Annotated in this window: 23 protein-coding genes and 1 pseudogene; 13 read left to right on the plus strand and 11 right to left on the minus strand. The window is 39.5% G+C overall.

Going from position 1 to position 24,798, the window contains the following annotated elements; translation table 11 throughout:
* Positions 1 to 58 precede the first annotated feature (58 nt).
* The 5 genes and pseudogenes from AC979_RS01175 to AC979_RS01195 form a co-directional block, all read right to left on the minus strand.
* The gene (locus AC979_RS01175; RefSeq protein ID WP_049372528.1) at positions 59 to 1,516 is read right to left on the minus strand and encodes a glycoside hydrolase family 32 protein; all 1,458 of its coding nucleotides are present in this window, start codon (positions 1,514 to 1,516) and stop codon (positions 59 to 61) included.
* A gap of 63 nt (positions 1,517 to 1,579) precedes the next feature.
* Entirely contained in the window at positions 1,580 to 2,506 is a 927-nt protein-coding gene (locus AC979_RS01180; RefSeq protein WP_049372529.1) for an aminoimidazole riboside kinase, read from the minus strand.
* A 75-nt stretch (positions 2,507 to 2,581) separates the two neighbouring features.
* Positions 2,582 to 3,769 carry a tyrosine--tRNA ligase gene (gene tyrS, locus AC979_RS01185; protein WP_049372530.1) on the minus strand — a complete coding sequence of 396 codons (1,188 nt, stop codon included), beginning with the start codon at positions 3,767 to 3,769 and terminating at the stop codon, positions 2,582 to 2,584.
* Positions 3,770 to 3,977: 208 nt separating this feature from the next.
* Entirely contained in the window at positions 3,978 to 4,694 is a 717-nt protein-coding gene (gene sfsA, locus AC979_RS01190) for a DNA/RNA nuclease SfsA (RefSeq protein ID WP_049372531.1), read from the minus strand.
* Between the two features lie 90 nt (positions 4,695 to 4,784).
* Positions 4,785 to 5,003: pseudogene (locus tag AC979_RS01195) on the minus strand (IS3 family transposase); the annotation flags it as partial.
* A gap of 217 nt (positions 5,004 to 5,220) precedes the next feature.
* Between AC979_RS01195 and msrAB the strand changes: the two are divergent.
* The 3 genes from msrAB to AC979_RS01210 are packed head-to-tail and all read left to right on the plus strand — an operon-like array spanning position 5,221 to position 7,444.
* Positions 5,221 to 6,279: a bifunctional peptide-methionine (S)-S-oxide reductase MsrA/peptide-methionine (R)-S-oxide reductase MsrB gene (gene msrAB, locus AC979_RS01200; RefSeq protein WP_049372532.1), complete on the plus strand. Its 1,059-nt coding sequence runs from the start codon at positions 5,221 to 5,223 to the stop codon at positions 6,277 to 6,279.
* Positions 6,280 to 6,290: 11 nt separating this feature from the next.
* Entirely contained in the window at positions 6,291 to 6,932 is a 642-nt protein-coding gene (locus AC979_RS01205) for a cytochrome c biogenesis protein CcdA (protein ID WP_049362973.1), read from the plus strand.
* Positions 6,933 to 6,973: 41 nt separating this feature from the next.
* Positions 6,974 to 7,444 (plus strand): redoxin family protein, encoded by a 471-nt coding sequence (locus AC979_RS01210; protein WP_049372533.1) that lies wholly within the window; start codon positions 6,974 to 6,976, stop codon positions 7,442 to 7,444.
* 34 nt (positions 7,445 to 7,478) lie between these two features.
* On the opposite strand, the gene AC979_RS10595 is transcribed toward AC979_RS01210, so the two are convergent.
* Positions 7,479 to 7,610 (minus strand): hypothetical protein, encoded by a 132-nt coding sequence (locus AC979_RS10595; RefSeq protein ID WP_264462701.1) that lies wholly within the window; start codon positions 7,608 to 7,610, stop codon positions 7,479 to 7,481.
* Positions 7,611 to 7,668: 58 nt separating this feature from the next.
* Positions 7,669 to 8,034: a transposase gene (locus AC979_RS01215; RefSeq protein ID WP_049372534.1), complete on the minus strand. Its 366-nt coding sequence runs from the start codon at positions 8,032 to 8,034 to the stop codon at positions 7,669 to 7,671.
* A gap of 170 nt (positions 8,035 to 8,204) precedes the next feature.
* Between AC979_RS01215 and AC979_RS01220 the strand changes: the two genes are divergently transcribed.
* The 4 genes from AC979_RS01220 (at position 8,205) to odhB (ending at position 13,938) form a co-directional block, all read left to right on the plus strand.
* The gene (locus AC979_RS01220; RefSeq protein ID WP_005699490.1) at positions 8,205 to 8,867 is read left to right on the plus strand and encodes a Bax inhibitor-1/YccA family protein; all 663 of its coding nucleotides are present in this window, start codon (positions 8,205 to 8,207) and stop codon (positions 8,865 to 8,867) included.
* 125 nt (positions 8,868 to 8,992) lie between these two features.
* Positions 8,993 to 9,697 carry a ComEA family DNA-binding protein gene (locus tag AC979_RS01225; RefSeq protein ID WP_049372535.1) on the plus strand — a complete coding sequence of 235 codons (705 nt, stop codon included), beginning with the start codon at positions 8,993 to 8,995 and terminating at the stop codon, positions 9,695 to 9,697.
* Between the two features lie 149 nt (positions 9,698 to 9,846).
* Positions 9,847 to 12,654, plus strand: coding sequence for a 2-oxoglutarate dehydrogenase E1 component (gene sucA, locus AC979_RS01230; RefSeq protein WP_049372536.1), 2,808 nt, complete (start codon positions 9,847 to 9,849; stop codon positions 12,652 to 12,654).
* Between the two features lie 57 nt (positions 12,655 to 12,711).
* On the plus strand, positions 12,712 to 13,938 hold the full coding sequence (gene odhB / locus AC979_RS01235; protein ID WP_049372537.1) for a 2-oxoglutarate dehydrogenase complex dihydrolipoyllysine-residue succinyltransferase: 1,227 nt from the start codon (positions 12,712 to 12,714) through the stop codon (positions 13,936 to 13,938).
* Positions 13,939 to 14,039: 101 nt separating this feature from the next.
* Here the strand turns inward: odhB and cytX are convergent, their stop codons facing one another.
* Positions 14,040 to 15,218, minus strand: coding sequence for a putative hydroxymethylpyrimidine transporter CytX (cytX, locus tag AC979_RS01240; protein WP_049372538.1), 1,179 nt, complete (start codon positions 15,216 to 15,218; stop codon positions 14,040 to 14,042).
* Between the two features lie 145 nt (positions 15,219 to 15,363).
* On the opposite strand from cytX, the gene sucC reads away from it, so the two are divergent.
* From sucC to cysB, 5 genes are all read left to right on the plus strand, one after another.
* Complete coding sequence (sucC, locus tag AC979_RS01245; RefSeq protein WP_049372539.1) at positions 15,364 to 16,530, plus strand: ADP-forming succinate--CoA ligase subunit beta; 1,167 nt, start codon at positions 15,364 to 15,366, stop codon at positions 16,528 to 16,530.
* Between the two features lie 2 nt (positions 16,531 to 16,532).
* The gene (sucD, locus tag AC979_RS01250; protein WP_049372540.1) at positions 16,533 to 17,402 is read left to right on the plus strand and encodes a succinate--CoA ligase subunit alpha; all 870 of its coding nucleotides are present in this window, start codon (positions 16,533 to 16,535) and stop codon (positions 17,400 to 17,402) included.
* A gap of 122 nt (positions 17,403 to 17,524) precedes the next feature.
* Positions 17,525 to 18,148 carry an L-threonylcarbamoyladenylate synthase gene (locus AC979_RS01255; protein ID WP_049372541.1) on the plus strand — a complete coding sequence of 208 codons (624 nt, stop codon included), beginning with the start codon at positions 17,525 to 17,527 and terminating at the stop codon, positions 18,146 to 18,148.
* A gap of 39 nt (positions 18,149 to 18,187) precedes the next feature.
* Entirely contained in the window at positions 18,188 to 19,198 is a 1,011-nt protein-coding gene (gene rluB, locus AC979_RS01260) for a 23S rRNA pseudouridine(2605) synthase RluB (protein WP_080971281.1), read from the plus strand.
* 12 nt (positions 19,199 to 19,210) lie between these two features.
* Positions 19,211 to 20,182, plus strand: coding sequence for an HTH-type transcriptional regulator CysB (gene cysB, locus AC979_RS01265; RefSeq protein ID WP_049366941.1), 972 nt, complete (start codon positions 19,211 to 19,213; stop codon positions 20,180 to 20,182).
* A 59-nt stretch (positions 20,183 to 20,241) separates the two neighbouring features.
* On the opposite strand, the gene AC979_RS01270 is transcribed toward cysB, so the two are convergent.
* Both AC979_RS01270 and prmB read right to left on the minus strand, forming a co-directional pair.
* The gene (locus AC979_RS01270) at positions 20,242 to 21,306 is read right to left on the minus strand and encodes an MFS transporter (protein ID WP_049372542.1); all 1,065 of its coding nucleotides are present in this window, start codon (positions 21,304 to 21,306) and stop codon (positions 20,242 to 20,244) included.
* A gap of 98 nt (positions 21,307 to 21,404) precedes the next feature.
* The gene (prmB, locus tag AC979_RS01275) at positions 21,405 to 22,349 is read right to left on the minus strand and encodes a 50S ribosomal protein L3 N(5)-glutamine methyltransferase (RefSeq protein ID WP_049372543.1); all 945 of its coding nucleotides are present in this window, start codon (positions 22,347 to 22,349) and stop codon (positions 21,405 to 21,407) included.
* 84 nt (positions 22,350 to 22,433) lie between these two features.
* On the opposite strand from prmB, the gene smrB reads away from it, so the two are divergent.
* Complete coding sequence (smrB, locus tag AC979_RS01280; RefSeq protein WP_049372544.1) at positions 22,434 to 22,943, plus strand: endonuclease SmrB; 510 nt, start codon at positions 22,434 to 22,436, stop codon at positions 22,941 to 22,943.
* 34 nt (positions 22,944 to 22,977) lie between these two features.
* Here smrB and argS read toward each other — a convergent pair whose 3' ends face one another.
* Complete coding sequence (gene argS / locus AC979_RS01285) at positions 22,978 to 24,711, minus strand: arginine--tRNA ligase (protein WP_049372545.1); 1,734 nt, start codon at positions 24,709 to 24,711, stop codon at positions 22,978 to 22,980.
* Between the last annotated feature and the right edge of the window lie 87 nt (positions 24,712 to 24,798).

A 24,798-nucleotide genomic window follows, 5' to 3' on the forward strand; every position in this document is an offset into this window, starting at 1 on the left:
AATAAAAGAACATGATTGAAAATAAAAGTGCGGTTAATTTTAACCGCACTTGAGTTGATTATTTGTCATATTGAATAGCTGGTAAATAACCGATCATTAAATCTAACGGATGATTGCTGGCTACTGTATTTTCTCTGTTCTCAATGAAAAATCTTGATGTCATCGCTTTTTCACCCTGATTAAAGAAAATTTCAATAATTGAACGATCGAAGAAAATTTCGACAGTTTGTAGATTTTCAACTTCGCAGAAGCGTTTGGTATCGAATTTCTTCATTAATTCCGTTTGTTCGCTTTGACTGCGATCTAAGCAAACCAAGCCATTTTCATAAGAAAGTCGTAATGATTGTCCTTTTTCATTTTGGAAAAAGGTTAAGTCAAAGGCTTGGTTATTTACCTCAAATTTGACATAGGCACGATCTAAATTGACAATATCCGCTTTCTCATCAAGTTGAAGTGATGAAAGTGCGGTCAGATTTTGATATATTTTAGCAATCGGGCGTTGATAAATCTTCGAGCCTTCTAAACGCAATTCTCTTGGCAAGGTTAAAGCCGAATGCCATTTAAATTTGTCTGTTGGGTAAGTTAAATCAGGCAAACCAATCCAACCGAAAAGTACCGCATGAGTTTTAGTAGATAAGCCACCAAACGTTTGTGGTGCATAGAAATCAAAGCCTTGATCCAACTCACTAATATATTCTGCTTCAAAGGTTAAATCCGTTAATTTACCCACAGCATAAGTCGCATGATAATTATTTTGGAATTGATGTGCTTCTCGATCTTTACCTTGTGGCGACCAAATAAAAACATCTTTATCGCCGAGCTTTAATAGGTCAGGGCATTCCCACATAAATACGTTTTTATTGTCAAAATCAGGCAAAGAAAGCTCGCCTAATAAACGAGGTGTATCTTCAAGATTGTCCATTTCAAAAATAATGGCAGTTCCCGTGAGATTTTCTCGCTGTGCGCCGCAGATAAAACGGATTTTACCTTCTTCAGTAAAATACGGTTTAGGATCGCGAACATGCTCTGTATAGCCTTCAGGCGCATTTTCAATTAACGGACGTTTGCTGAGTAATTTCCCATTAAGATCGAAAATCGCTAAATTTTGATAAGGCACGCGTTGATTATCGCTTGGACGACGGGTATTGCCAGTATAGAACATGGCTAATTTATCACCAACTTTTAAAGCACCACCAGAATAGCATCCGTGGGATTCAAAAAGCTCGCAAGGAATCAGATCATCTGCTGATTGATAATGTTGGAAATCTTTTGTGATTAAATGCTTCCAATGTTTCATTCCGTGGATCGCATCGAATGGAAACCATTGATAGAACAGATGGTATTTCTCTCCATCAAAGATTAAACCATTAGGATCGTTCATTAAGCCAGTTGGTGGGGCAATATGAAAGTGCGGTCGAAAATCTTTGTCTTTTTGCACGGTTTCAGCAATTTCTGCGAGCTCGCCTTTTTCTGCGGCTAGAATACTTTTATATTTGCCATTATTGAAAATAATCATCGTGATCGTGCCTCGTTAATGTGATTGGTAAGTAAAAGGTGCAATAATTTGCACCTTTGATTCTTAATTGGCTAGGAACGCTGCTAATTGTGTTTGATTTGGTAATGCAGACATCGCCCCTTTTGCCGTTGTTGCAAGAGCGCCGCAGGCATTAGCCTGACGGATGATTTGCACTAATACATCATTTTCTTTCCAGTTTGGATGCTGTGAAAGTCCAGCAAGTAGGCCACCAACGAAAGCATCGCCAGCACCCGTTGTATCAACAGGTTGTAAGGTTTTTCCAGAAATCACATCTTTCTTACCTTCTAAGTGATAGAGTGCACCATCTTTACCTAAAGTAACGATAATCAATTTTTCAGGATAAAGTGCGGTCACTTTTTCAAAGGCTTTTTCAAGGCTGTCAGTATTAGTCAAAAGCGTTAATTCTTCTTCAGAGAATTTCAATACGTCAGCTAATGCAACCGCTTCCATTACCACGGTTTTCATTTCTTCTAAGCTTGACCAAAGTGACTCACGTAGATTTGGATCGAAAGAGAAGAAACCGCCAGCGGCTTTAATACGACGAATGGCTTCGAAAGTTGCTTCGCGAGATGGATTATTAATCAGCGCAATAGAGCAGCAATGTAGCCATTCACCTTGTTGGAAAGGCGGTAAATCGCTGGCTTGTAAGAACTGGTCCGCACTTGGGTTTACCATAAAGGTAAAGCTGCGTTCGCCATTATCTAAACCAACCACAACCGTAGAGGTACGATGTTGCGGATCTAAAATCATATGTTGTGTATTCACATTTTCCGCATTTAAGGTATCTTGCATAAATTGGCCAAGCGGATCATTACCTACACGACCAATAAAAGCACTCGGGCTGCTTAAACGTGCGACGCCAACTGCCACATTTGCAGGGGCTCCACCGGCACAGCGTAAATAATGATTTTCACCGTCAGGAATAAGATCGACAACCGCATCACCGGTTACCCAGATTTTTTGGCTCATTTAATTTTCCTTCTATTGTGGATATGAGTTAAAAAATAACCGCACTTAAAAAGAGCGGTCATTTCCATATGTGTTTTATGCGATGGTTACGCGTGCGAATTTACGCTTACCGACTTGGTAAATATTCGTGCCTTTTGGCGCGTTGGCTTTCATGTCTTCGACTTTTTCACCGTTAATTTTCACACCACCTTGTTTTGCTGAGCGAATTGCTTCAGAAGTAGAAGGAACCAATCCTGCTTCTTTTAATAAGGTTGCTAAACCAATTTCGCCTTCAAAGGTGAATTCAGGCATTTCATCCGGCATTGCACCTTTTTGGAAGCGATTAATAAATTCTTGCTCAGCCGCCTCTGCAGCTGCTTCATCATGGAAACGTGCGATGATTTCTTTGGCTAATAAAATTTTCACATCACGTGGGTTTTTACCATTTGCCACTTCTGCTTTTAATTCAGCAATTTCAGTGAGTGGACGGAAAGAAAGTAAGTTATACCAATCCCACATTAATTCATCCGAGATCGACATGATTTTACCGAACATATCGCTTGGTGCATCTGTCACGCCGATATAGTTGCCTAATGATTTAGACATTTTCTTCTCACCGTCTAAACCAACAAGTAATGGAAGCGTAATCGCTACCTGTGGTTTCTGACCGGCTGATTTTTGTAACTCACGACCAACAAGTAAGTTAAATTTTTGGTCGGTACCACCAAGTTCCACGTCTGCTTCTAATGCAACAGAGTCATAACCTTGTAATAAAGGATAAATAAATTCGTGAATTGCGATAGGTTGGTTGTTACCAAAACGTTTTTTGAAGTCATCACGTTCTAGCATACGTGCTACGGTGTAGTTGCTTGCTAAACGGATCATCCCTTCAGTACCCAATTTACCCAACCATTCAGAGTTGAATACGATTTTTGTTTTTTGTGGGTCTAGAATTTTGTAAATCTGTTCTTTATAGGTTTCCGCATTGCGAAGCACATCTTCGCGGCTAAGCGGTGGGCGAGTGGTGTTTTTACCAGATGGGTCACCGACCATACCCGTGAAATCACCGATTAAGAAATAGACTTCGTGGCCTAATTGTTGGAATTGACGAAGTTTGTTTAATACCACGGTATGCCCCAAGTGAATATCTGGAGCAGTAGGGTCTGCACCAAGTTTAATTTTAAGTGGGCGATTTTCTTTCAGTTTTTCGATTAAATCCGCTTCAGAAAGAATCTCATCAGTACCGCGTTTTAGTTCTGCGAGAACGGTATTAATATCAGTCATTCTATTTCCTAATGTTATTTCAATATTAAAGGCTACATTATAGAGAATATGGCTGAAATGAAAAGATTGAGATGAAAAAAAACGCCTATTTGTGGGGAAATAGGCGTGAAGTTGGAGTGATTATCTGTTTGTTTTTGGAATGGTTAAATGATAACTATTATCAAATGTCTTGTCAATAACAAAATGCAAATAATTCTCAATTATTTTTTTAATCGATGTAAGGTACACTTTCTGTGAGAGAAAGTGCGGTCGGAATGCCATCTGAAATGTCAAATTTTCCCGCATAAGCATAAGCTTCAACGCCCTGAGATTTTGCGTCTTTTAAAAGGCGATCATATTCAGGATCCACAAACTCAGCGATTTTAAAACGATCGAAGCCATCATGTAATCCAGCAAAGAGAACAACGGCGCGATGTCCTTGTTTTTTCATGGCTAAAAGCTCACGAACATGTTTTTGTCCACGAGTAGTCACCGCATCGGGAAACATCCCTAATGTGCCTTTTACAAAGGTGATTGATTTCACTTCAACATAACAATCTGGCAAACCCTCACCTTTAAGTAAGAAGTCGATACGGCTATTTTCTTCACCATATTTCACTTCAGGATAAATTTCATCATACATAGCGAGTTCTTTGATTTGTTTATTTTGCAAGGCTTCAAAGACTAGCTGGTTGGATCTGTGTGTGTTAATGCAAACAAGTTGGCCATTTACTAATTGAGTCAATTCCCAACTGTGTGGATATTTGCGAGTTTGGCTATCAGAATGAGAGTACCAAACGGTATCGCCTTTTTCACCACAGCCAGTCATTGCACCAGTATTTGCACAATGAATCGTGACCACTTCACCATTTGGTAATTCAATATCAGTCAAAAAACGCTTATAGCGGCGAATTAATTTTGCAGATTGTAGGGTAGGGAGTTGCATATCTTATTCCTTTTCAAAAGAAAGTACGGTCGAATTTAATGATGAAATTAACCGCTCTTTGATCTGCCCCCAAAAAGTTGGACAGGTTAGTTAACTTAAATATTGAGCTCGGTATTGCACAGGGCTCAATCCTTTGAAAGCAAGTTTAATGCGTTTTTGGTTGTAATACACTAAATATTCTTCAATTTCAGCCTGTAATTCAGCAATTGAATGATAAGTCCGAGAGTAAAAACACTCTGATTTTAGTATCGCAAAAAAACTTTCAATCACCGCATTATCATAGCAATTTCCTCGGCGGCTCATACTTTGCACCGCTTTGTGATAAAGCGAAGGAGTGGAATATGATTGCATATAGATTTTTTACCTTAGAAAAGAGGGAGAAATAGTGTGTTTTAGCTCTTTATTATTGGTTATAACAATGAATTTCAGTCAATTTCTTTAAAAATTTTACAAAAATCTGTAAGAAATCGGATTATCCGCCGTCTAACCTTATGTAACGTTAATTTTCACATCATAAGGAAAAACAATGAAACTATCAAAAACATTTCTATTTATTACCGCACTTTGTTGTGCTACACCAACTTTAGCAATACAAAATTCAACATCATCTGGAGAACAAAAAATGGCAATGGAAAATACGCAAAATATTCGTGAAATTTATCTTGCTGGTGGCTGTTTTTGGGGTATGGAAGCATATATGGAGCGTATTCACGGCGTGAAAGATGCGATTTCTGGCTATGCCAATGGTAATACGGAGAAAACTAGTTATCAGATGATTGGGGTAACCGATCATGCAGAAACGGTAAAAGTCACTTACGATGCAAACCAAATTTCGTTAGATAAATTGCTTAAATATTATTTTAAAGTGATTGATCCAACCAGCGTAAATAAACAAGGTAACGATCGTGGTAGACAATATCGCACAGGGATTTATTATCAAGATGGGGCAGATAAAGCGGTGATCGAACAAGCACTCGCCCAGCTTCAAACCAAATATAAAAAACCAGTGCAAATTGAGGTGCAACCACTTAAAAATTACATCGTAGCAGAAGAATATCATCAAGATTATTTGAAGAAAAACCCAAATGGTTATTGCCATATTGATATTACCAAAGCTGATGAACCCGTGATTGACGAGAAAGATTATCCGAAACCGAGTGATGCAGAACTCAAAGCGAAATTGACACCGTTGCAATATTCCGTCACTCAAAATAAACATACTGAACGCTCTTTTAGTAATGAATATTGGGATAATTTCCAACCAGGTATTTATGTTGATGTCACCACAGGCGAGCCTGTTTTTTCTTCAAATGATAAATTTGAATCGGGTTGTGGCTGGCCGAGTTTTACGAAACCAATAGCGAAAGAGGTGGTGCATTATCAAACGGATAATAGTTTTAATATGCAACGTACCGAAGTGTTAAGTCGTGCGGGCAACGCCCATCTAGGACACGTTTTTGACGATGGTCCGAAAGATAAAGGTGGTTTGCGTTATTGCATTAACAGTGCATCAATTAAATTTATTCCGTTAGCCGAAATGGAAAAGGCAGGGTACGGATATTTGATTCAATCGATTAAAAACTAAGGAGAGGCACGATGTTAGATCAACAACTCCTTATTGGAACTGTATTTTTAGCGGGGCTTGCTTCTTTTCTGTCGCCTTGTATTTTCCCGATTATTCCAATTTATTTTGGTATTTTGAGTAAAGGTGGTAAAAAAGTCCTAAATACTTTTTTATTTATTTTAGGGCTTTCCCTTACATTTGTCAGTTTAGGCTTTAGTTTTGGCTTTTTAGGGAATATTTTATTTAGTAACACCACCCGCATTATCGCTGGCGTTATCGTGATTATTTTGGGCATTCATCAACTTGGCATTTTCAAAATTGGTTTGTTGGAACGCACGAAATTGGTTGAAATCAAAACATCAGGAAAATCGACCGCACTTGAGGCATTTGTGCTTGGTTTAACCTTTAGTCTTGGTTGGACACCTTGTATTGGCCCGATTCTGGCTTCTGTGTTAGCGTTATCAGGCGATGAAGGTTCTGCACTTTATGGTGCATCAATGATGTTCATTTATGTCTTGGGGCTTGCAACTCCGTTTGTATTGTTTTCGTTCTTCTCTGACAGCTTGCTCAAACGTGCTAAAGGGTTAAATAAACACTTAGATAAATTTAAAATCGTTGGCGGTGTTTTAATTATCGTGATGGGCATTTTATTGATTACGAATAATTTTTCGTAAAGCATAATCTCAACAAAAGAAATCTATAAAAGGAAAAAGCAATGAAAAAACTACTATCAATATTTTTAATGGCATTCAGCCTAAACACTTTTGCACAAACCAATTTGTCGGATGTGCAACTCAAAGATTTAAACAATCAGCCAGTTACTTTAAGCCAGTATAAAGGCAAACCTGTGTATGTAAAAATGTGGGCATCTTGGTGTCCGATCTGTTTGGCAGGATTAGCTGAAATTGATGATTTAAGTGCGGAAAAAGATCGCAATTTTGAAGTGATTACCATTGTTTCGCCGGATCACAAAGGCGAAAAAGGCACTGCTGATTTTATTGAGTGGTACAAAGGGCTAGAATATAAAAATATTAAAGTCTTGCTAGATGAAAATGGTGAAATTATTGATCGTGTTCATGTTCGAGGTTATCCGTTTAATCTATTTTTAGATGCTGATTTAAATGTGAAGAAGACGGTGCCAGGGCATTTAGGAGCTGAACAAATCCGAGTGTTTGTTGAAAAATAACGATGACAAGCGGCTTATTTTTAAGCCGCTTTTACTATTTTTGTGATTTTAGCCATCCCAACGCGCCTAATTCTGCTGCTTCCGCTGCACCAATAGCTTGAGAAATCTGGGAAAACTCACTACCCACGCCAATCAAACGATTGTGCCAAACTCCATCATTACGCATCAACAACTTTGCTGACGTTCTACAAGCTGCAATGGACGCTCAAGGTCTCTCACTTGAACTATCGCCCTGAACATTGCCAGTTAACCCCGTGTAACATAACCGCGACAAAAAAATTTAGGTAAGCAATCTCCGCACGAGCCAAGGCGAGCTCTCGTTGTAACTTTTTAAACGCTTTAGGTGAAAAGTCTGTGGTTTTTGGAATTTCAATGCCTTTCTTTTTCATCTTTGGCTTCACTACTTTCGGTGTTTGAAGGTTTGTATAAGGCGATTTTACGCCATCAAGCCCTCTTTCCCGAAATGCTTTTAGCCAATAAATGACGAGCGCATGGGAAATTTGATGAAGTTTAGCCACCTCACGGATACCATAATCCTGTTCGGTGACGAGTTTGATAATTTTCAAACGAAATTGATAAGAGTAGGACATAATCTGCATCTCAAATTAGATGTCCAGGTTTTGGGGGTAGATCACTTTTACCTTCTTAAATTTAAAAATTAAAACAAATTCTTGATTTACCATTGACTTTTTGACCTATAGCCCTTACTTTACGGATTGATATTTCATCAACTTTATTCTTTATAAAATAAGGAGCTTTTATGCAATCTCGCATTGTTGTTAATTCACAGGAAGAATCACTACTTAGCACACATAAAGTGCTACGTAATACCTATTTCTTATTGGGATTAACGATGGCATTTTCGGCAGTTGTTGCTTATATTTCTATGAGCTTAAACTTGCCTTATCCAAATCTTATCGTGTTACTTGTAGGTTTTTACGGTTTACTTTTTGTGACAAACCGTTTAGCAAATAGTGCGTGGGGGATCTTAGCTGCATTCGCGTTCACTGGGTTTATGGGTTATACCATCGGGCCAATTTTAAACATGTATGTGGCGAGAGGAATGGAAGATTTAATTATGCTTGCATTCGCAGGTACAGCCATCGTCTTCTTTGCTTGTTCAGCTTACGTGCTAACAACGAAGAAAGATATGTCTTTCCTTTCTACCGCGATTTTCTCATTATTTATCGTGTTATTGTTAGGAATTGTGGCAAGTTTCTTCTTCCAAATTCCAGCACTAGCGGTAGGGATCAGTGCATTGTTTGTGGTATTTTCAACAATGACAATCCTCTATGAAACCAGCAATATTATTCACGGTGGCGAAACAAACTACATTCGTGCAACAGTGAGTATTTATGTGTCAATTTACAACTTATTCATCAGCTTATTAAGATTACTTTCTATCTTCTCAAGCGATGATTAGTCAGCATTAAATTTAAAGACGCTCCTTATTAGGGGCGTTTTTTTGTTTTGAACTAATTTTCTTAAGATAAGTCTTAGCATACAGGTTCGCTTGTCGAATCTATTAATAACAAAACAGGAGTTTTTATGAAATCTTTAAAATCACTTTTAACATTAACATCACTTGCATTAGCCGTATCTGGTTCTGCATTGGCAACGAATACATCTGTATTACCAACAAAAGAATCAGTCGTAACTAATTCAAAATCAATGGTTGAAAGTACAAAAGCTGACGTGAAAAATGCGGCAAATGATAAGCTTAAATCAATGAGTGATAGTGCGAGCTCAACGAAATCAAGCGCATTAGATAAAGTTAATGCAGCTAAAGAAAAAGCAACTTCCGCGAAAGATGCAGTGAAAGATAAAGCAACTTCTGCAAAAGATGCGGTAAAAGAGAAAGCATCTGCTTTAAAAGAAAAAGCGACTGAGAATAATCAACCGTCCATGAAAGACAAAGCCACTGAAAAATTAAATTCAGTTAAAGATAATGCGAAAGAAAAAGCATCTGAAGCAAAAACAAAAGCCGCAGATAAAGTAAAAGAAGTGAAAGAAAAAGCAACTTCAACAAAAGAATCAGCAAAAGAGAAAGTGGCTTCTTCTGCTAAAGTAAATATCAATAAAGCAGATGCAGAAACCTTGCAAAAACTTTCAGGCATCGGTGAGAAAAAAGCACAAGCGATTATTGATTACCGTAACAAAGTGGGCAAAATCAAAAGTGCTGCCGAGCTTTCAAATATTGATGGTATCGGTGAAGCTACAATTGAAAAAATCACCCCATTCTTAAGTTTCTAAGAAAACTCAGATAAAACAGACCGCACTTTATGTGCGGTTTTTTTATTGAAGTAGATCACAAAATTGTAACAAAGTGTGATTTGAGGATTATTTCTTTTTTTATCCTATGTATAATGGGCAGACAACATCATGTAATACAAGGGGTAGATATGCAGCATTACAATGCCTTTGATGAATGGTTGGCTTCAACTGCTTTAGGTGGTTCTAATCAATCGTATATTGAGGAATTATACGAACGTTATTTAGAAGACCCATCTTCAGTCGATCAAAGCTGGCGTGCCACATTTGATGCATTGCCGAAAACAACCGCAGTAGAGCAACCACATTCACCAGTCCGTGATTATTTCCGTCGTTTAGCGCGAGAAAATACAACAGAAGCCGTGACGGTTATCGATCCAGAAGCCAGTGCCAAATTAGTCAAAGTCCTCCAATTTATCAATGCGTATCGCTTCCGCGGCCATTTAGAAGCGAAACTTGACCCAATCAATTATTATCGCTGGAAAGTCTCCACCGTGCCTGAATTGGATTACCGTTATCACGGTTTTACCGAACAGGATCTCAATGAAACCTTCAATATTAATCACTACGTCTATCATCGCGATAACATTAAATTAGGTGATTTAGCTGAAATGCTGAAAGAGACCTATTGTGGTTCGATTGGTCTTGAGTTTATGCATGTTCAAGATATGGAGCAAAAAAGTTGGCTACAAAGCAAATTAGAAAGCCAATTAAATAAACCGCTCTTTACCAAAGAAGAAAAAATTAATTTATTAAGTGAATTGACCGCTGCAGATGGCTTAGAACGCTATCTCGGTGCAAAATTCCCGGGGGCAAAACGTTTCTCTTTAGAGGGAAGTGATGCCTTTATTCCATTGATGAAAGAAATTATTCGTCATGCAAGCAAACAAGGTGTACAAGATGTCATGTTTGGTATGGCACACCGTGGCCGTTTAAATATGTTAGTGAATGTGCTCGGTAAGAAACCCGAAGATCTTTTCGATGAGTTTGCGGGTAAACATTCAAGCGAGCGTACAGGTGATGTGAAATACCACCAAGGTTTCTCTTCTGACTTTGCAGTCGATGATCGTCGCGTGCATTTAACCCTTGCATTTAACCCGTCGCACTTAGAAATTGTCAGCCCAGTAGTGATTGGTGCGGTACGTTCTCGTCAAACCAAAAAGAATGATACAGAACGTAATCAAGTATTAGCGGTTACTGTTCATGGGGATTCTGCAGTAGCGGGACAAGGTGTTGTACAAGAAACCTTGAATATGTCTAATGCACGTGGTTATACCGTTGGTGGAACAATCCGTATTGTGATTAATAACCAAATTGGTTTTACCACCTCTAACCCAAATGACACCCGTTCAACAGAATACTGTACTGATATCGCGAAAATGATTCAGGCACCGATTATTCATGTGAATGGTGATGATCCTGAAGCGGTTGCTTTTGCGGCGAGAATGGCGGTGGAATATCGTAATTTATTCAAACGCGATATCTTCATTGATCTGATTTCTTATCGTCGTCATGGTCATAATGAGGCTGATGAACCATTAGCTACTCAACCAATGATGTATAGCATCATTAAAAAACATCCAACGCCACGTAAAGTCTATGCAGATCGTTTAATTGCTGAAGGGGTGATTACCGAAGAAGAAGCCATTGAAATGATGAATCTCTATCGTGATGCTTTAGATAACGGCGATCGTGTAGTGAAAGAATGGCGAGAAATGGATATTGCCCAAATGGACTGGTTGCAATATCTCAACTATGACTGGACATCCCCTTACGAAAGTAAATTCCCACAAGAACGTTTCCAAACTTTAGCGGAGCGTGTCAGTGAATACCCAGAAACCTTGCGTGCACATCCTCGTGTAGAAAAAATTTATGCTGATCGCCGTGAAATGGCAAAAGGCGAGAAATTGTTCGATTGGGGTATGGCGGAAACTATGGCATACGCAACCTTATTAGATGAAGGTGCTAATGTTCGTTTATCGGGTGAAGATGCAGGACGTGGTACGTTCTTCCATCGCCATGCAGTTGTGCATAATCAAAATGACGGGACAGGCTATGTGCCATTAACGCATTTGCACGCCAACCAAGGTCGTTTTGAGGTGTGGGATTCAGTATTATCCGAAGAAGCCGTATTGGCTTTTGAATATGGTTATGCGACAACAGATCCAAAAACATTAACCATTTGGGAAGCACAGTTTGGTGACTTCGCAAACGGTGCACAAATCGTGATTGACCAATTTATCAGTTCTGGTGAACAAAAATGGGGCAGAATGTGTGGCTTGGTGATGTTATTACCACACGGTTATGAAGGCCAAGGTCCAGAGCACTCATCAGCTCGTTTAGAACGTTATTTACAACTTTGTGCAGAACAGAATATGCAAGTGTGTATCCCATCTACACCAGCACAGGTTTACCACATGCTACGTCGTCAATCGATCCGTAAAATGCGTCGTCCATTAATTGGTATTTCACCAAAATCTTTATTACGTCATCCACTTGCCGTGTCAAGTTTAGATGAATTAGTAAATGGCACATTCCAAACAGTCATTGGTGAAATTGATAACATCGATCCGAAACAAGTTAAACGAGTCGTCCTATGCTCAGGTAAAGTGTATTACGATCTCTTGGAACAACGTCGTGCGAATAACCAAACAGATGTGGCGATTATTCGTATTGAGCAGCTTTATCCGTATCCACATGAAGATGTGAAGAAAGCGTTAGAGCCTTATGCTCATGTAACGGATTATGTATGGTGTCAAGAAGAGCCATTAAACCAAGGCGCTTGGTATTGTAGTAAGCATAACTTTGACAGCTCGCTTCCAGAGCATGTGAAGTTAAAATATGCAGGTCGTCCTGCCTCTGCTTCACCAGCGGTAGGTTATATGTCTTTACACACCAAACAGCAAAAACAATTGGTAGAAGACGCGCTGACACTGTAAAAGTGCGGTCGAAATTTCAGTAATTTTTAAAGAAAGAATAATTTAAAGGAAAATAAAATGACAATTGAAATTCTTGTTCCAGATTTACCGGAATCCGTTGCGGATGCAACTGTTGCAACATGGCATAAAAAAGTTGGTGAGACGGTAAAACGTGACGAAGTATTAGTAGAAATTGAAACAGATAAAGTGGTACTTGAAGTACCAGCCTTAAGCGATGGCGTAGTGACTGAAATTCTTCAAGAAGAAGGTGCAACCGTAGTAAGTAAACAGCTTTTAGGTAAACTTTCTACTCAACAGGCTGGCGATATTTCATCTGAAACAGTGAAAGACAATGAGCCAACACCAGCTGATCGTCAAAGAGCAGCCATTGAAAATAGTCACAATAATTCAGCAGATCAAGGTCCAGCTATTCGTCGTTTATTAGCTGAACACGATTTAGATGCAGAGAAAATTCAAGGCTCAGGTGTGGGTGGTCGTATTACCCGTGAAGATATTGCGCGTGAAGTGGCAAAACGTGATGCTCAAAAAGCAAAACAAGATGTGGCGACAGAGCAGAATACCATTAGTACCGTGGCATATAGCTCTCGTTCAGAAAAACGCGTACCAATGACCCGTTTACGTAAACGTATTGCAGAACGCTTATTAGAAGCAAAAAATACCACTGCAATGCTCACCACATTCAATGAAGTGGATATGCAGCCGATTATGAAATTACGCAAAACATACGGCGAAAAATTTGAAAAACAACATGGTGTACGTTTAGGCTTTATGTCTTTCTATATTAAAGCTGTGGTTGAAGCGTTAAAACGTTACCCTGAAGTGAATGCTTCAATTGACGGTGATGACATTGTGTATCACAACTATTTTGATATTAGCATTGCCGTTTCAACCCCGCGTGGTTTAGTGACACCAGTATTACGCAATTGTGACAAACTCAGCATGGCGGATATTGAGAAACAAATTAAGGCATTAGCAGAAAAAGGCCGTGATGGTAAATTAACGGTTGAAGATTTAACAGGCGGTAACTTCACCATTACTAATGGTGGCGTGTTTGGTTCTTTAATGTCTACACCAATTATCAATCCACCGCAAAGTGCAATTTTAGGTATGCACGCCATCAAAGAACGCCCAGTTGCGGTAGATGGTCAAGTGGTGATTCGTCCAATGATGTATTTGGCCTTATCTTATGACCACCGTTTAATTGATGGTCGCGAATCGGTTGGCTTCTTAGTGGCGATTAGAGACTTATTAGAAGATCCAACACGTTTATTATTAGAAATCTAAGAACATAGGCTTTTCTCTTTTGAGGGGAAAAGCCTTTTTTATATTGAAGTGAATAAAAGGGCGGGAAAAATGCCCGCCTTTCTATCATTAAACTCCAATCTTTATTTAGCTATTTTGCGTACTAAGATTGCTAAGATAAAGGTAATGATGATAACGGGGAAAGTCAGACCTAAATCGCTTTCCCAACCTTTGGCCATAAGAAAACGATAGAGCACGAAGCCGACAAACCAAACGCCGAGTCCAACACTATCAACTGATTTTCTCACATCATGTTGTTTAAGCACAAAGAAATCAGCGATAAGCACGGCAATCATTGGCGCGAATACTGAACCAATAAAGAACAAGAAATGTTCGTATTCTGTCACAGGCAAGGTTGAGGCTAATATAATGCCCACAATCACGGTAAGCACGGAGATTGGCGTGACTTTTAATTGAGGGAAAATATTATTTAAACTCATACCGGTGGAATAGGCGGGAAGTGCAGTGTTAATCATGGTAGAGGCGATGACAATTAATACGCCGATAACGCTGACACCCGCAAGGGAAAGAATTTGTGAGATTTCAGATTTACCGGTCACTAATGCTGCACCTAAGCCGAGCGCATACATCCAGCAGCTGGTTGCGGTATAAGTCAGCGTTGAAAGTGCGGTCGTTTTAAATGGTGTTTCGCTGTTCTTCGTGTGGTCAGATACTACCGGTAACCAAGAAAGCGGCATGACGGCAGCAATTTCAACAGCAGTACCGAATTTAATATTTTGTGCTACATCCATGGCAATGAATGGTTTATTCGCGACTTGAATACTAAGCCACAACATCAGTAAAAACATGGTAACAAGTGAAATGCTTTTGAAGATACCTAATTTAGTGAAGCCGAGTAGTAGCCAAAGTATGATGAGTATGCCTAAGCCAAGTGTAAGAAATGGGAAGAGTGAAGCATCGGGTGTTTGATTCAAGATGGATATGACCTCAGCCCCCATATAAATCATGACAGCAGTCCATCCCATTAATTGCATGGCATTAAGTAACGAGAAAAGTGCAGAGCCTTTTTCACCAAATGAGATTTGTACCGTTTGCATGGCACTTTTTTGGGTTTTAGCACCGATGTAACCTGCGCAGAAGAACATTGAGCCACCAATAAAGTGCCCAACGATGATGGCGATTAAACCTTGTTTCCATCCAAGTGGTGCAAACCAAGTACCAGTGAGAATTTCTGCCATTGAAATAGCAGCAGTAAACCAAATGAGTGCAATCGCAAGATTGCTTGATTTTTTCGTTTGCATGTTGTTATCCTTAACATGAGTTGTGGTTATTCTGTCCCAGTATATAACTCAATATAGAAAGGGCAAGCCAAGAATTTAAAATAAAACAAAGTGCGGTCAAATTTTTGTTTGTTTCGCTAAACAACATCAAAAATAGGAAGGAAATATGAATTTACATGAGTACCAAGCTAAACAGCTTTTTAAGCAATATGCGCTACCTGTGAGTGAAGGTGTCGTGTGCCAAACGGCAAATGAAGCTGAGATGGCACTCTTTCAACTGAATGGCGATGTTTGGATAGCGAAATGTCAAGTTCACGCTGGTGGACGTGGAAAAGCCGGTGGTGTGAAGCTTGTGCATAATGCAGAGGAAGCGCGTGCTTTTGCGGATAAATGGCTTGGCCAACATTTAGTGACCTTCCAAACTGATAAAAAAGGCCAACCTGTTAATAGTATCTATATCGAAGAAACTTGTCAGATAGCTAAAGAACTTTATCTTGGTGCAGTGATTGATCGTGCTTCGCAGAAAGTGGTTTTTATGGCTTCTTCAGCGGGAGGGATGAGCATTGAGGATGTGGCAAGAGAAACGCCAGAATTAATTCATAAAGTGACAATTGATCCTCTCGTGGGTGGAATGCCATATCAAGGTCGTGAATTGGCTTTTAAGCTCGGTTTAAGTGGTGAACAAAATAAACAATTTGCCGAGATTTTTGTAAAACTTGCTCAGCTTTTTATCGAAAAAGATTTTTCTCTAGTTGAAGTCAATCCGCTCGTGGTGACAAAAGAAGGCAATTTAATTTGCGTAGATGCGAAAGTGGGCATTGATGATAACTCACTTTATCGACATCCTGATTTATTAGCTTTACGCGATTTAAGTCAAAGTGATGCACGTGAAGCCGAAGCAGAAAAATATCAGCTTAACTATGTCGCCTTGGAAGGGGATATCGGCTGTATGGTCAATGGCGCCGGGCTTGCTATGGGAACCATGGATATCGTGAAATTATATGGTGGCAACCCTGCAAACTTCCTTGATGTTGGCGGCGGTGCAACGAAAGAGCGTGTTGCTGAAGCCTTCAAAATTATTCTCACAGATAAAAATGTGAAATCTGTTTTAGTGAATATTTTTGGTGGAATCGTACGCTGTGATCTTATTGCTGAAGGTGTTGTGGCGGCGATTCAAGAAGTCGGTGTGAAAGTGCCTGTTGTGGTTCGATTAGAAGGAACCAATGCTCCACAAGGCAGAGCAATTTTAGCCGAAAGTGGTGTGAATTTAATTGCGGCACATAGTTTACAAGAAGCAGCACAAGCGGCAGTGAAAGCGGCAAAAGGAGAATAATCATGGCGATTTTAATTAATAAAGAGACAAAAGTAATTTGCCAAGGTTTCACTGGTGCGCAAGGGACATTTCACAGTGAACAGGCATTGGCTTATGGCACCAAGTTAGTGGGGGGCGTTTCACCAAATAAAGGCGGAACAACGCATTTAGGTTTGCCGGTATTTAATACAGTGCGTGAAGCAGTGCAAGCTACAGAGGCTACGGCAACCATGATTTATGTGCCCGCACCATTTTGTAAAGATGCTATTTTAGAAGCCATTGATGCAGGTATTCAGTTGGTAGTCTGTATTACAGAAGGCATTCCAACATTGGACATGTTGTTGGTAAAACAAAAATTAAATGAAACGGGTGTTGTGATGATCGGCCCAAATTGTCCAGGTGTGATTACACCGGATGAATGTAAGATTGGTATTATGCCGGGCAATATCCATAAAAAAGGCAGAGTAGGCATTGTTTCTCGTTCAGGCACCTTGACTTATGAAGCGGTAAAACAAACGACAGATGAAGGTTTCGGTCAATCCACTTGTGTCGGGATCGGTGGCGATCCTATTCCAGGATCTAACTTCATTGATATTCTAAAACGTTTCCAAGAAGATCCTGAAACTGAAGCTATCGTGATGATTGGTGAAATTGGTGGCTCTGCAGAAGAAGAGGCGGCAGCGTTTATTAAATCTCATGTGACAAAACCTGTGGTGGCTTATATCGCAGGTGTGACCGCACCAAAAGGCAAGCGCATGGGACATGCGGGAGCGATTATCAGCGGTGGAAAAGGAACAGCGGAAGATAAAATTGCTGCACTTAAAGCAGCGGGTGTGAAGACAGTGAGAAGTCTTGCTGAAATCGGTTCAGCTCTCCGTGAATTATTGAAATAAAATACCTAAAAAATGGACCGCACTTTATATTAGTTTCAAAGTGCGGTCGTTTTTTATAACAAATTCTTATAACCTGCATCTAAATCGGTGTATAATCTCATCAGTTTTTTAAGGACAAAATTATGAGCCAATTTTTCTATATCCACCCTGAAAATCCGCAAGCGCGTTTGATTAATCAAGCGGTAGAAATTTTGCGTCAAGGTGGCGTCATTGTGTACCCGACAGATTCAGGCTATGCCTTAGGTTGTATGATCGGTGATAAACATGCGATGGATCGCATTGTGGCGATTCGTAAATTGCCAGAAGGGCATAATTTTACGTTGGTATGTAGCGATTTATCCGAGCTTTCAACCTATGCAACAGTAAGTAACGTGGCTTATCGCTTAATTAAAAACAATACACCAGGGCGTTATACCTTTATTTTGACGGCGACGAAAGAACTTCCACGCCGATTAATGACGTCAAAACGCAAAACGATTGGTTTGCGTGTACCTGATAATCAAATCGCCTTAGATTTATTAAAGGCATTAGGTGAACCAATTTTATCTTGCTCATTGATGTTGCCAGATAATGAACATATGACTTATTCCGATCCCGAAGAGATTCGCGAATGCTTAGAACGTCAAGTGGATTTAATTATTCATGGTGGTTATTTAGGTCAAGAGCCAACAACGGTGGTGGATTTAACGGAAGAATCGCCGGTAATTTTACGTAAAGGAAGTGGTAGTACCGATCCTTTCATTTAACTTATTTTAGACGCTTGGGAAAGCGACAAAGGAAAACAGATGAAATCTATTCAAAAACCAGTCAGACAAGAACGTGAAAAACAATCGGGAAAACAACCGCACTTTGAGCGTAAAGATCGTAAAAGTGCGGTCAATTCTGACATCAAATCAACTCCAAAAGCCAAAGTAGCTAAATCTACTCATCAATCTACCGTAGAAGGTGAAAAATTACAGAAAGTGCTTGCGCGTGCAGGACAAGGCTCTCGTCGTGAAATTGAAGCGATGATTGCTGAGAACCGTGTGAGTGTTGATGGCAAAATGGCAACCCTTGGTGATCGTATCGATGTACATTCTGGTGGAAAAGTGCGTATTGATGGTCGTATCATCAATCTTCAACAAGCACAAAAAGAAGTATGCCGTGTATTAATGTATTACAAACCTGAAGGCGAACTTTGTACCCGTAGTGATCCTGGAGGTCGTCCAACCGTATTCGATCGTTTACCACGCTTAAATGGCGCAAGATGGATTGCCGTAGGCCGTTTAGATATTAATACTTCAGGCTTATTGCTTTTCACAACAGATGGAGAATTAGCGAATCGTTTAATGCACCCAAGCCGTGAAGTTGAGCGTGAATATTCTGTGCGCGTATTTGGCCAAGTGGATGATGCTATGTTAGCACGTTTACGTAAAGGCGTTCAGTTGGAAGATGGTCCAGCTAATTTCAAAGAAATCAAATTTGCCGGTGGCGTGGGAATTAACCAATGGTATGACGTGACTTTAATGGAAGGTCGTAACCGTGAAGTGCGTCGTTTATGGGAGTCACAAGGTATTCAAGTGAGCCGCCTAATTCGTATTCGTTACGGCAACATTAAGCTGATGAAAGGCTTACCGCGTGGTGGTTGGGAAGAAATGGATCTGGAAAACGTCAACTATTTACGTGAACTAGTGGGTTTACCGCCAGAAACCGAAACCAAATTAGATGTGACGAAACCTCGTCGTCGACCAAAATCAGGTCAAATTCGTAAAGCAGTAAAACGTTATACTGAGTTAAGTAAACGCTATAAAAAATAGGTGGTATTCGCGATGAAAATGCAGCAACTCCGCTACATTGTTGAGATTGTAAACCAAAATTTAAATGTGACTGAAGCCGCGAATGCGCTTTATACCTCTCAACCTGGTATTAGTAAACAAGTTCGCTTGTTAGAAGATGAATTAGGTTTAGAGATTTTTGAGCGTAATGGTAAACACATTAAATCCATTACGCCGGCGGGTAAAAAAATCGTCGCCATTGCTCGTGAGCTTCTAGTGAAAGCGCAAAGCATTAAATCGGTTGCCAATGAATATACTTGTCCGAATCATGGCGTGTTACGCATTGCGACAACTAATACGCAAGCACGTTATATGTTGCCGGCTGTGGTGGAGCGTTTCTCTAAACAATATCCGGATGTGAGCTTGCATATTCATCAAGGTTCACCGACGCAAATTCATGATGCGTTAATTTCGGGTGAAGTGGATTTAGCGATTACAACAGAAGCGCCGTATCTTTTTGATGATTTGATTCAGCTGCCGTGCTATTTGTGGAATCGTTCGGTGATTGTTAAACCTGACCATCCTTTAGCAAAAGTGAAAAATCTTACTGTTGAGGAGTTGGGGAAATATCCGCTAGTCACTTATACCTTCGGTTTTACCGGCGTGTCTGATTTGGATTATGCCTTTAACCGAGCGGGGATTCTGCCGAACATTGTGTTTACTGCAACGGATGCAGACGTGATTAAAACTTATGTGCGTTTAGGATTAGGTGTGGGCATTATGGCATCTATGGCGCATACGCCAGCAGATAAGGATTTAGTGGCAATTGATGCAGGGCATTTATTCCGTGCGAGTATGACGCAAATTGCGTTTAAACACAGTACTTTCTTACGCAACTATATGTATGACTTTATTGAATTCTTCTCTCCACACTTAACTCGCCCAATGGTTGAAAAGGCTGAGAAATTGCGTGATAACAGCGCGGTGAAGAAATTGTTTGATAATGTTGAATTAGAAGTGAAATAAGCATAGAAAAATATAAAAGTGCGGTCAGAATTTAATGTGAATTCTGACCGTTTCTTTTTTTACAATAAAAACAAATGTGGCACTAAGTTCATGACGATAACTGTTGCGATAGAAAGCAATAATCGTGATGAGCCAAAGATAAAACCTCGGTTTGTACCATTATCAAATTTTACTAATAAATTTGCCATCGCGGTTAAAGCATAGACTTCAATCACCGTGAAAATGACTAAGTAAATATAAGCAGAAACTAAAGAAATATATTTCAATGTAATAAACCAAGGCAGGATAATACCAATAGCCAAGATTGGTGCCACCCATAGAGTTTGTTTAATTGTTAAATTAATTTTTCGAGAAAAATAACTTTGTAGTGATACAGTCAACAACCCATTCACAAAAAGTGCAATGGGGGAGTGTTCCGGCATGCCTAATTTGTTGTCAAACAGGAAAGGGAAGATCACAAAGAATGATGTTGCAATGGAAAGGGGAATAAACAACATCAAATGCACTAATAAAAATTCTTTAGTGATGATTTCTTTAATTTGGGCAAAGCGAAATTTCACTAAGGTTTGCAAAGTTTGAATTTGATAAAACGGTTTAATCATTAAGGCAAAGAGAATCGCTTCCATTGCAAAGCAGACCCAAATCAACCATTCAATGTGATTGTATTTGATAAATGGAATCACCAACAAAGGCGCAAACATAGACGACATGGAAGTGACTTTTAAATATTTTCCCTGTAATCGGGTTTTCTCTTTGTATTCTTCACCCGCGAGCACAAGTAGGCAGGCTTTTGCATTGGTACCAAACAAACAGCTGCCTAAACCAAAACAGATAGTGGCAATTAAAAGCAGAATGTAATTGTCAGCAGAGAGAAAGAAAATATAGGCGATCACATCTAAAAAGCATCCAAGTAACATCATTTTTGCCAGACCAAAACGATCGCCCCAGATACCGGCTAAAATCGCTAATGCTTGGTTGCAGAAGAAAAGCAACGAGAGCGAAAAGGCAATTTCGCTGTTGCTTAATCCTTTTCCTTGTAAATAGATGAAAAATACCGTTTGCATGGAAAAGAATGCAAGGGTAGAAAAGAAACGACGAGTCAGTAAAAGTTTTTGCAAATTCATTGTTTTATTTAAAAAAGAAAAGCACGCGTTAAGAACGCGCGCTAGTAATTTGTTAAGTGCGGTCAAAATTCACGACGATTTTTAACCGCACTTTTAGTTTAAAAAGAATCGTGATATTTCACTAAATCTTCGCGACTAATGGCAAATACACCTAGACCGCCATTTTTTAGTTCAACCCATTCAAATGGCACATCTGGATATTGTTCAATGAGACTTACCATGCTGTTGCCCACTTCGCAAACGAGCATGCCATTTTGTGTTAAATAATCCGGTGCTTGTTTTAAAATTTGTTTTGTAATTTCTAAACCATCAACACCTGAACCTAAGGCTAATTCAGGCTCATAATGGAATTCTTCTGGCATGTCCGCCAAGTCTTCTTCATCCACATAAGGCGGATTGGAGACGATTAAATCATATTGTTGACCAAAGAGATTTTGGAATAAATCTGATTGAATCGGGAAAACACGATGTTCTAATTGGTGACGCGCAATATTGATTTCTGCCACATTTAACGCATCCACAGAAAGATCGACCGCATCCACTTCAGCCTCAGGAAAGGCTTCAGCTGTTGCGATTGCGATACAACCACTGCCGGTACAAAGATCCAAAATGCGTTTTGGTTCAGATTTTAAAAGCGGAGCAAATTTATCTTGGATTAATGCACTAATTGGCGAGCGAGGAATAATTGTGCGCTCATCTACATAGAATTCTAATCCGCAGAACCACGCACTATTCGTTAAATAAGCGACAGGCACACGTTGTTCAATTCGGCTTAAGACTAATTGTACTAAAGTTTCTTTTTCTGAATGAGTAAGTTTGCTACCAAATAAATCTTGCGGTAAATCGAGCGGTAATTGAAGCCCCGCAAGGACTAATTGAAGACTTTCATCCCACGCATTGTCATGGCCTTGCCCGTAGTAAATATCAGAACGGTTGAATGTGCTGTATGTCCAGCGTAAAAAATCTTGAATAGTTGTTAATTCACTTGCCACGTTATCTTCTAAAATTGTCGCAACAAGTTCTTGATTGTGTAAGGTTCCCATTTTCTGCCTCAATAAAAAATTTGGCTAGTTATACCATAGAATAGATGTGCTATCATTAAGCAAAATAACAAATTGAGAAAAATAATGACAGAACCAGATGATTTCGATCTTTTTCGGGCGGAAACAAAAGGGATTAAACCCATCAAGCAAGATACCTTTGTGGCACCTCGTCAAAAGAGCGGTCAAAAAAAATCCCATTTACGTGATATTCGAGAAAAAGAAGATACACTTTTCTATTTTTCCGATGAATATGAACCCTTGCTAAATGAACACGATGGTGTCATCAAATATTTACGCGAAGGGGAAGATAGCCATTTATTGAAGCAACTTCGTCGTGGCGATTTTTCACCCGAATTATTTTTGGATTTGCATGGTTTAACCCGTGAGCAAGCCAAAATGGAATTGGCAGCACTGTTATTAGCTTGTGAAGATGAGCATGTTTATTGCGCGAGCATCATGACCGGCTATGGAACCTTTACGTTGAAAAAACAAATTCCACGTTGGTTAGTTCAGCATCCTAAAGTCCGAGCATTACACCAAGCACCAAAAGAATGGGGCGGAGAAGCGACGATACTCATTTTAGTGGATGTATAAAGAAAAAGTGCGGTCGAAATTGACCGCACTTTTTTTACATTTTTTCGATTGTCTTAATGCCTAATAACGCTAAACCTTGTTTCAAGGTTTTCTCTGTAAGAGAAGCAAGTTTTAAACGGCTTAATTTTACGTTTTCATCTTCTGCATTTAAGATTGGGCAGTGTTCATAGAATGAAGAGAATACACCCGCCAACTCATATAAATAAGCACAGAGCACATGCGGTGTCCCTTCTTTGCCCACCGTTTGAACCGCTTCTTCAAATTGAAGCAATTTGATCGCTAATGCACGTTCTTTTTCATCTGAAAGTTGAATTTTCGCTTCTGCAAGAGCGGTTGGATCCACATCTGCTTTATTGAAGATTGAACGAATACGTGTATAAGCATATTGCATATAAGGCGCGGTATTACCTTCAAAACTGAGCATATTATCCCAATCGAACACATAGTCAGTTGTGCGGTTTTTGGAAAGATCCGCATATTTCACCGAGCCAATACCCACCGCTTCAATAACCGCAGTTTTTTCTTCATCAGATAAGTTGGTATTTTTCTCGTTGATTAATACAGTGGCTCGCTCAATCGCTTCGTCTAATAAATCTGCTAATTTTACGGTGCCGCCAGTACGAGTTTTGAATGGTTTACCGTCTTTACCCAACATCATACCGAAGTTTTTATGTTCAAGTGAGAAACTATCTGGCACATAACCTGCTTTACGTGTAATTAACCAAGCTTGTTGCATGTGTTGGCTTTGACGAGTATCAGAGAACACTAATGCACGATCTGCTTTTAAGGTTTCATAGCGATATTTCGCTGCAGCGATGTCAGTAGTAGTATAAAGGAAACCACCATCTTTCTTCTGAACGATTACCCCCATTGGTTCGCCTTCTTTGTTTTTGAATTCATCAAGATAAACAACCAATGCACCTTCATCTTCAACCGCTAAACCTTGTTTTTTCAGATCTTCAACGATAGCAGGTAACATCGGGTTATAAAGGCTTTCACCCATCACATCTTTTTCAGTCAATGTGACATTCAAACGATCGTAGTTACGTTGGTTTTGTTGCATAGTGATATCGACTAATTTTTTCCACATTGTGCGGCAATATTCATCTCCACCTTGCAATTTCACTACATAGTTACGGGCTTTTTCAGCGAAAGCTTCATCTTCATCATAATGTTTTTTCGCTTCGCGATAGAATGCTTCAAGATCTTGAAGTTCCATTTCGCTTGCATGTTCATTTTCCATTTTTTCAAGATAAGCAATGAGCATACCAAATTGTGTCCCCCAGTCACCTACGTGGTTTGCACGAATAACGTTGTGACCTAAAAATTCAAGGGTACGAACAACAGCATCACCGATAATGGTAGAACGTAAGTGACCTACGTGCATTTCTTTCGCAACGTTTGGTGAAGAATAATCAATCACGATGGTTTGTTTTTCATTTGCGCTGACACCAAGATTTTGATCTTTTAATGCGGCAGAAACGTTATTCGCTAACCAAGTTGGATTTAAGAAAATATTAATAAAACCTGGACCAGCAATTTCAGTTTTTTCTGCGACATCAGAAAGATCAGCATGATCTAATACTTTTTGTGCAAATTCACGTGGATTTAAACCTAGTTTTTTAGCAGCAGCCATGATGCCGTTTGCTTGGTAGTCGCCAAATTGTGGTTTACCTGATTGGCGAATAAGCGCATCGCATTGTTCATCTACGCCAGCAGCAATCATCGCTTGTTTAATTTTATCGGATAAAATAGATTGAATATTCACGGTTTTTCCTAATCTTGAAATTGAATAATGAAAATAATCGGCTATGATACCGTTGTTTATAGATTTCTCAAAGTAAGAGCAAGAGAA

Source organism: Parahaemophilus parainfluenzae, assembly GCF_001053575.1.
Classification (GTDB): Bacteria; Pseudomonadota; Gammaproteobacteria; order Enterobacterales; family Pasteurellaceae; genus Haemophilus_D; species Haemophilus_D parainfluenzae_S.

What these genes read in the sequence shown, in the direction of transcription:
- AC979_RS01220 (WP_005699490.1), top strand. Translation starts at nt 8,205, where the DNA reads ATGCAATCTCGCATTGTTGTTAATTCACAGGAAGAATCACTACTTAGC.
- AC979_RS01205 (WP_049362973.1), top strand. Translation starts at nt 6,291, where the DNA reads ATGTTAGATCAACAACTCCTTATTGGAACTGTATTTTTAGCGGGGCTT.
- AC979_RS01255 (WP_049372541.1), top strand. Translation starts at nt 17,525, where the DNA reads ATGAGCCAATTTTTCTATATCCACCCTGAAAATCCGCAAGCGCGTTTG.
- rluB (WP_080971281.1), top strand. Translation starts at nt 18,188, where the DNA reads ATGAAATCTATTCAAAAACCAGTCAGACAAGAACGTGAAAAACAATCG.
- sucA (WP_049372536.1), top strand. Translation starts at nt 9,847, where the DNA reads ATGCAGCATTACAATGCCTTTGATGAATGGTTGGCTTCAACTGCTTTA.
- cysB (WP_049366941.1), top strand. Translation starts at nt 19,211, where the DNA reads ATGAAAATGCAGCAACTCCGCTACATTGTTGAGATTGTAAACCAAAAT.
- odhB (WP_049372537.1), top strand. Translation starts at nt 12,712, where the DNA reads ATGACAATTGAAATTCTTGTTCCAGATTTACCGGAATCCGTTGCGGAT.
- AC979_RS01225 (WP_049372535.1), top strand. Translation starts at nt 8,993, where the DNA reads ATGAAATCTTTAAAATCACTTTTAACATTAACATCACTTGCATTAGCC.
- AC979_RS01180 (WP_049372529.1), bottom strand. Translation starts at nt 2,506, where the DNA reads ATGAGCCAAAAAATCTGGGTAACCGGTGATGCGGTTGTCGATCTTATT.
- AC979_RS10595 (WP_264462701.1), bottom strand. Translation starts at nt 7,610, where the DNA reads ATGCGTAATGATGGAGTTTGGCACAATCGTTTGATTGGCGTGGGTAGT.
- tyrS (WP_049372530.1), bottom strand. Translation starts at nt 3,769, where the DNA reads ATGACTGATATTAATACCGTTCTCGCAGAACTAAAACGCGGTACTGAT.
- sfsA (WP_049372531.1), bottom strand. Translation starts at nt 4,694, where the DNA reads ATGCAACTCCCTACCCTACAATCTGCAAAATTAATTCGCCGCTATAAG.
- msrAB (WP_049372532.1), top strand. Translation starts at nt 5,221, where the DNA reads ATGAAACTATCAAAAACATTTCTATTTATTACCGCACTTTGTTGTGCT.
- sucC (WP_049372539.1), top strand. Translation starts at nt 15,364, where the DNA reads ATGAATTTACATGAGTACCAAGCTAAACAGCTTTTTAAGCAATATGCG.
- AC979_RS01270 (WP_049372542.1), bottom strand. Translation starts at nt 21,306, where the DNA reads ATGAATTTGCAAAAACTTTTACTGACTCGTCGTTTCTTTTCTACCCTT.
- AC979_RS01215 (WP_049372534.1), bottom strand. Translation starts at nt 8,034, where the DNA reads ATGTCCTACTCTTATCAATTTCGTTTGAAAATTATCAAACTCGTCACC.
- smrB (WP_049372544.1), top strand. Translation starts at nt 22,434, where the DNA reads ATGACAGAACCAGATGATTTCGATCTTTTTCGGGCGGAAACAAAAGGG.
- prmB (WP_049372543.1), bottom strand. Translation starts at nt 22,349, where the DNA reads ATGGGAACCTTACACAATCAAGAACTTGTTGCGACAATTTTAGAAGAT.
- AC979_RS01175 (WP_049372528.1), bottom strand. Translation starts at nt 1,516, where the DNA reads ATGATTATTTTCAATAATGGCAAATATAAAAGTATTCTAGCCGCAGAA.
- cytX (WP_049372538.1), bottom strand. Translation starts at nt 15,218, where the DNA reads ATGCAAACGAAAAAATCAAGCAATCTTGCGATTGCACTCATTTGGTTT.
- sucD (WP_049372540.1), top strand. Translation starts at nt 16,533, where the DNA reads ATGGCGATTTTAATTAATAAAGAGACAAAAGTAATTTGCCAAGGTTTC.
- AC979_RS01210 (WP_049372533.1), top strand. Translation starts at nt 6,974, where the DNA reads ATGAAAAAACTACTATCAATATTTTTAATGGCATTCAGCCTAAACACT.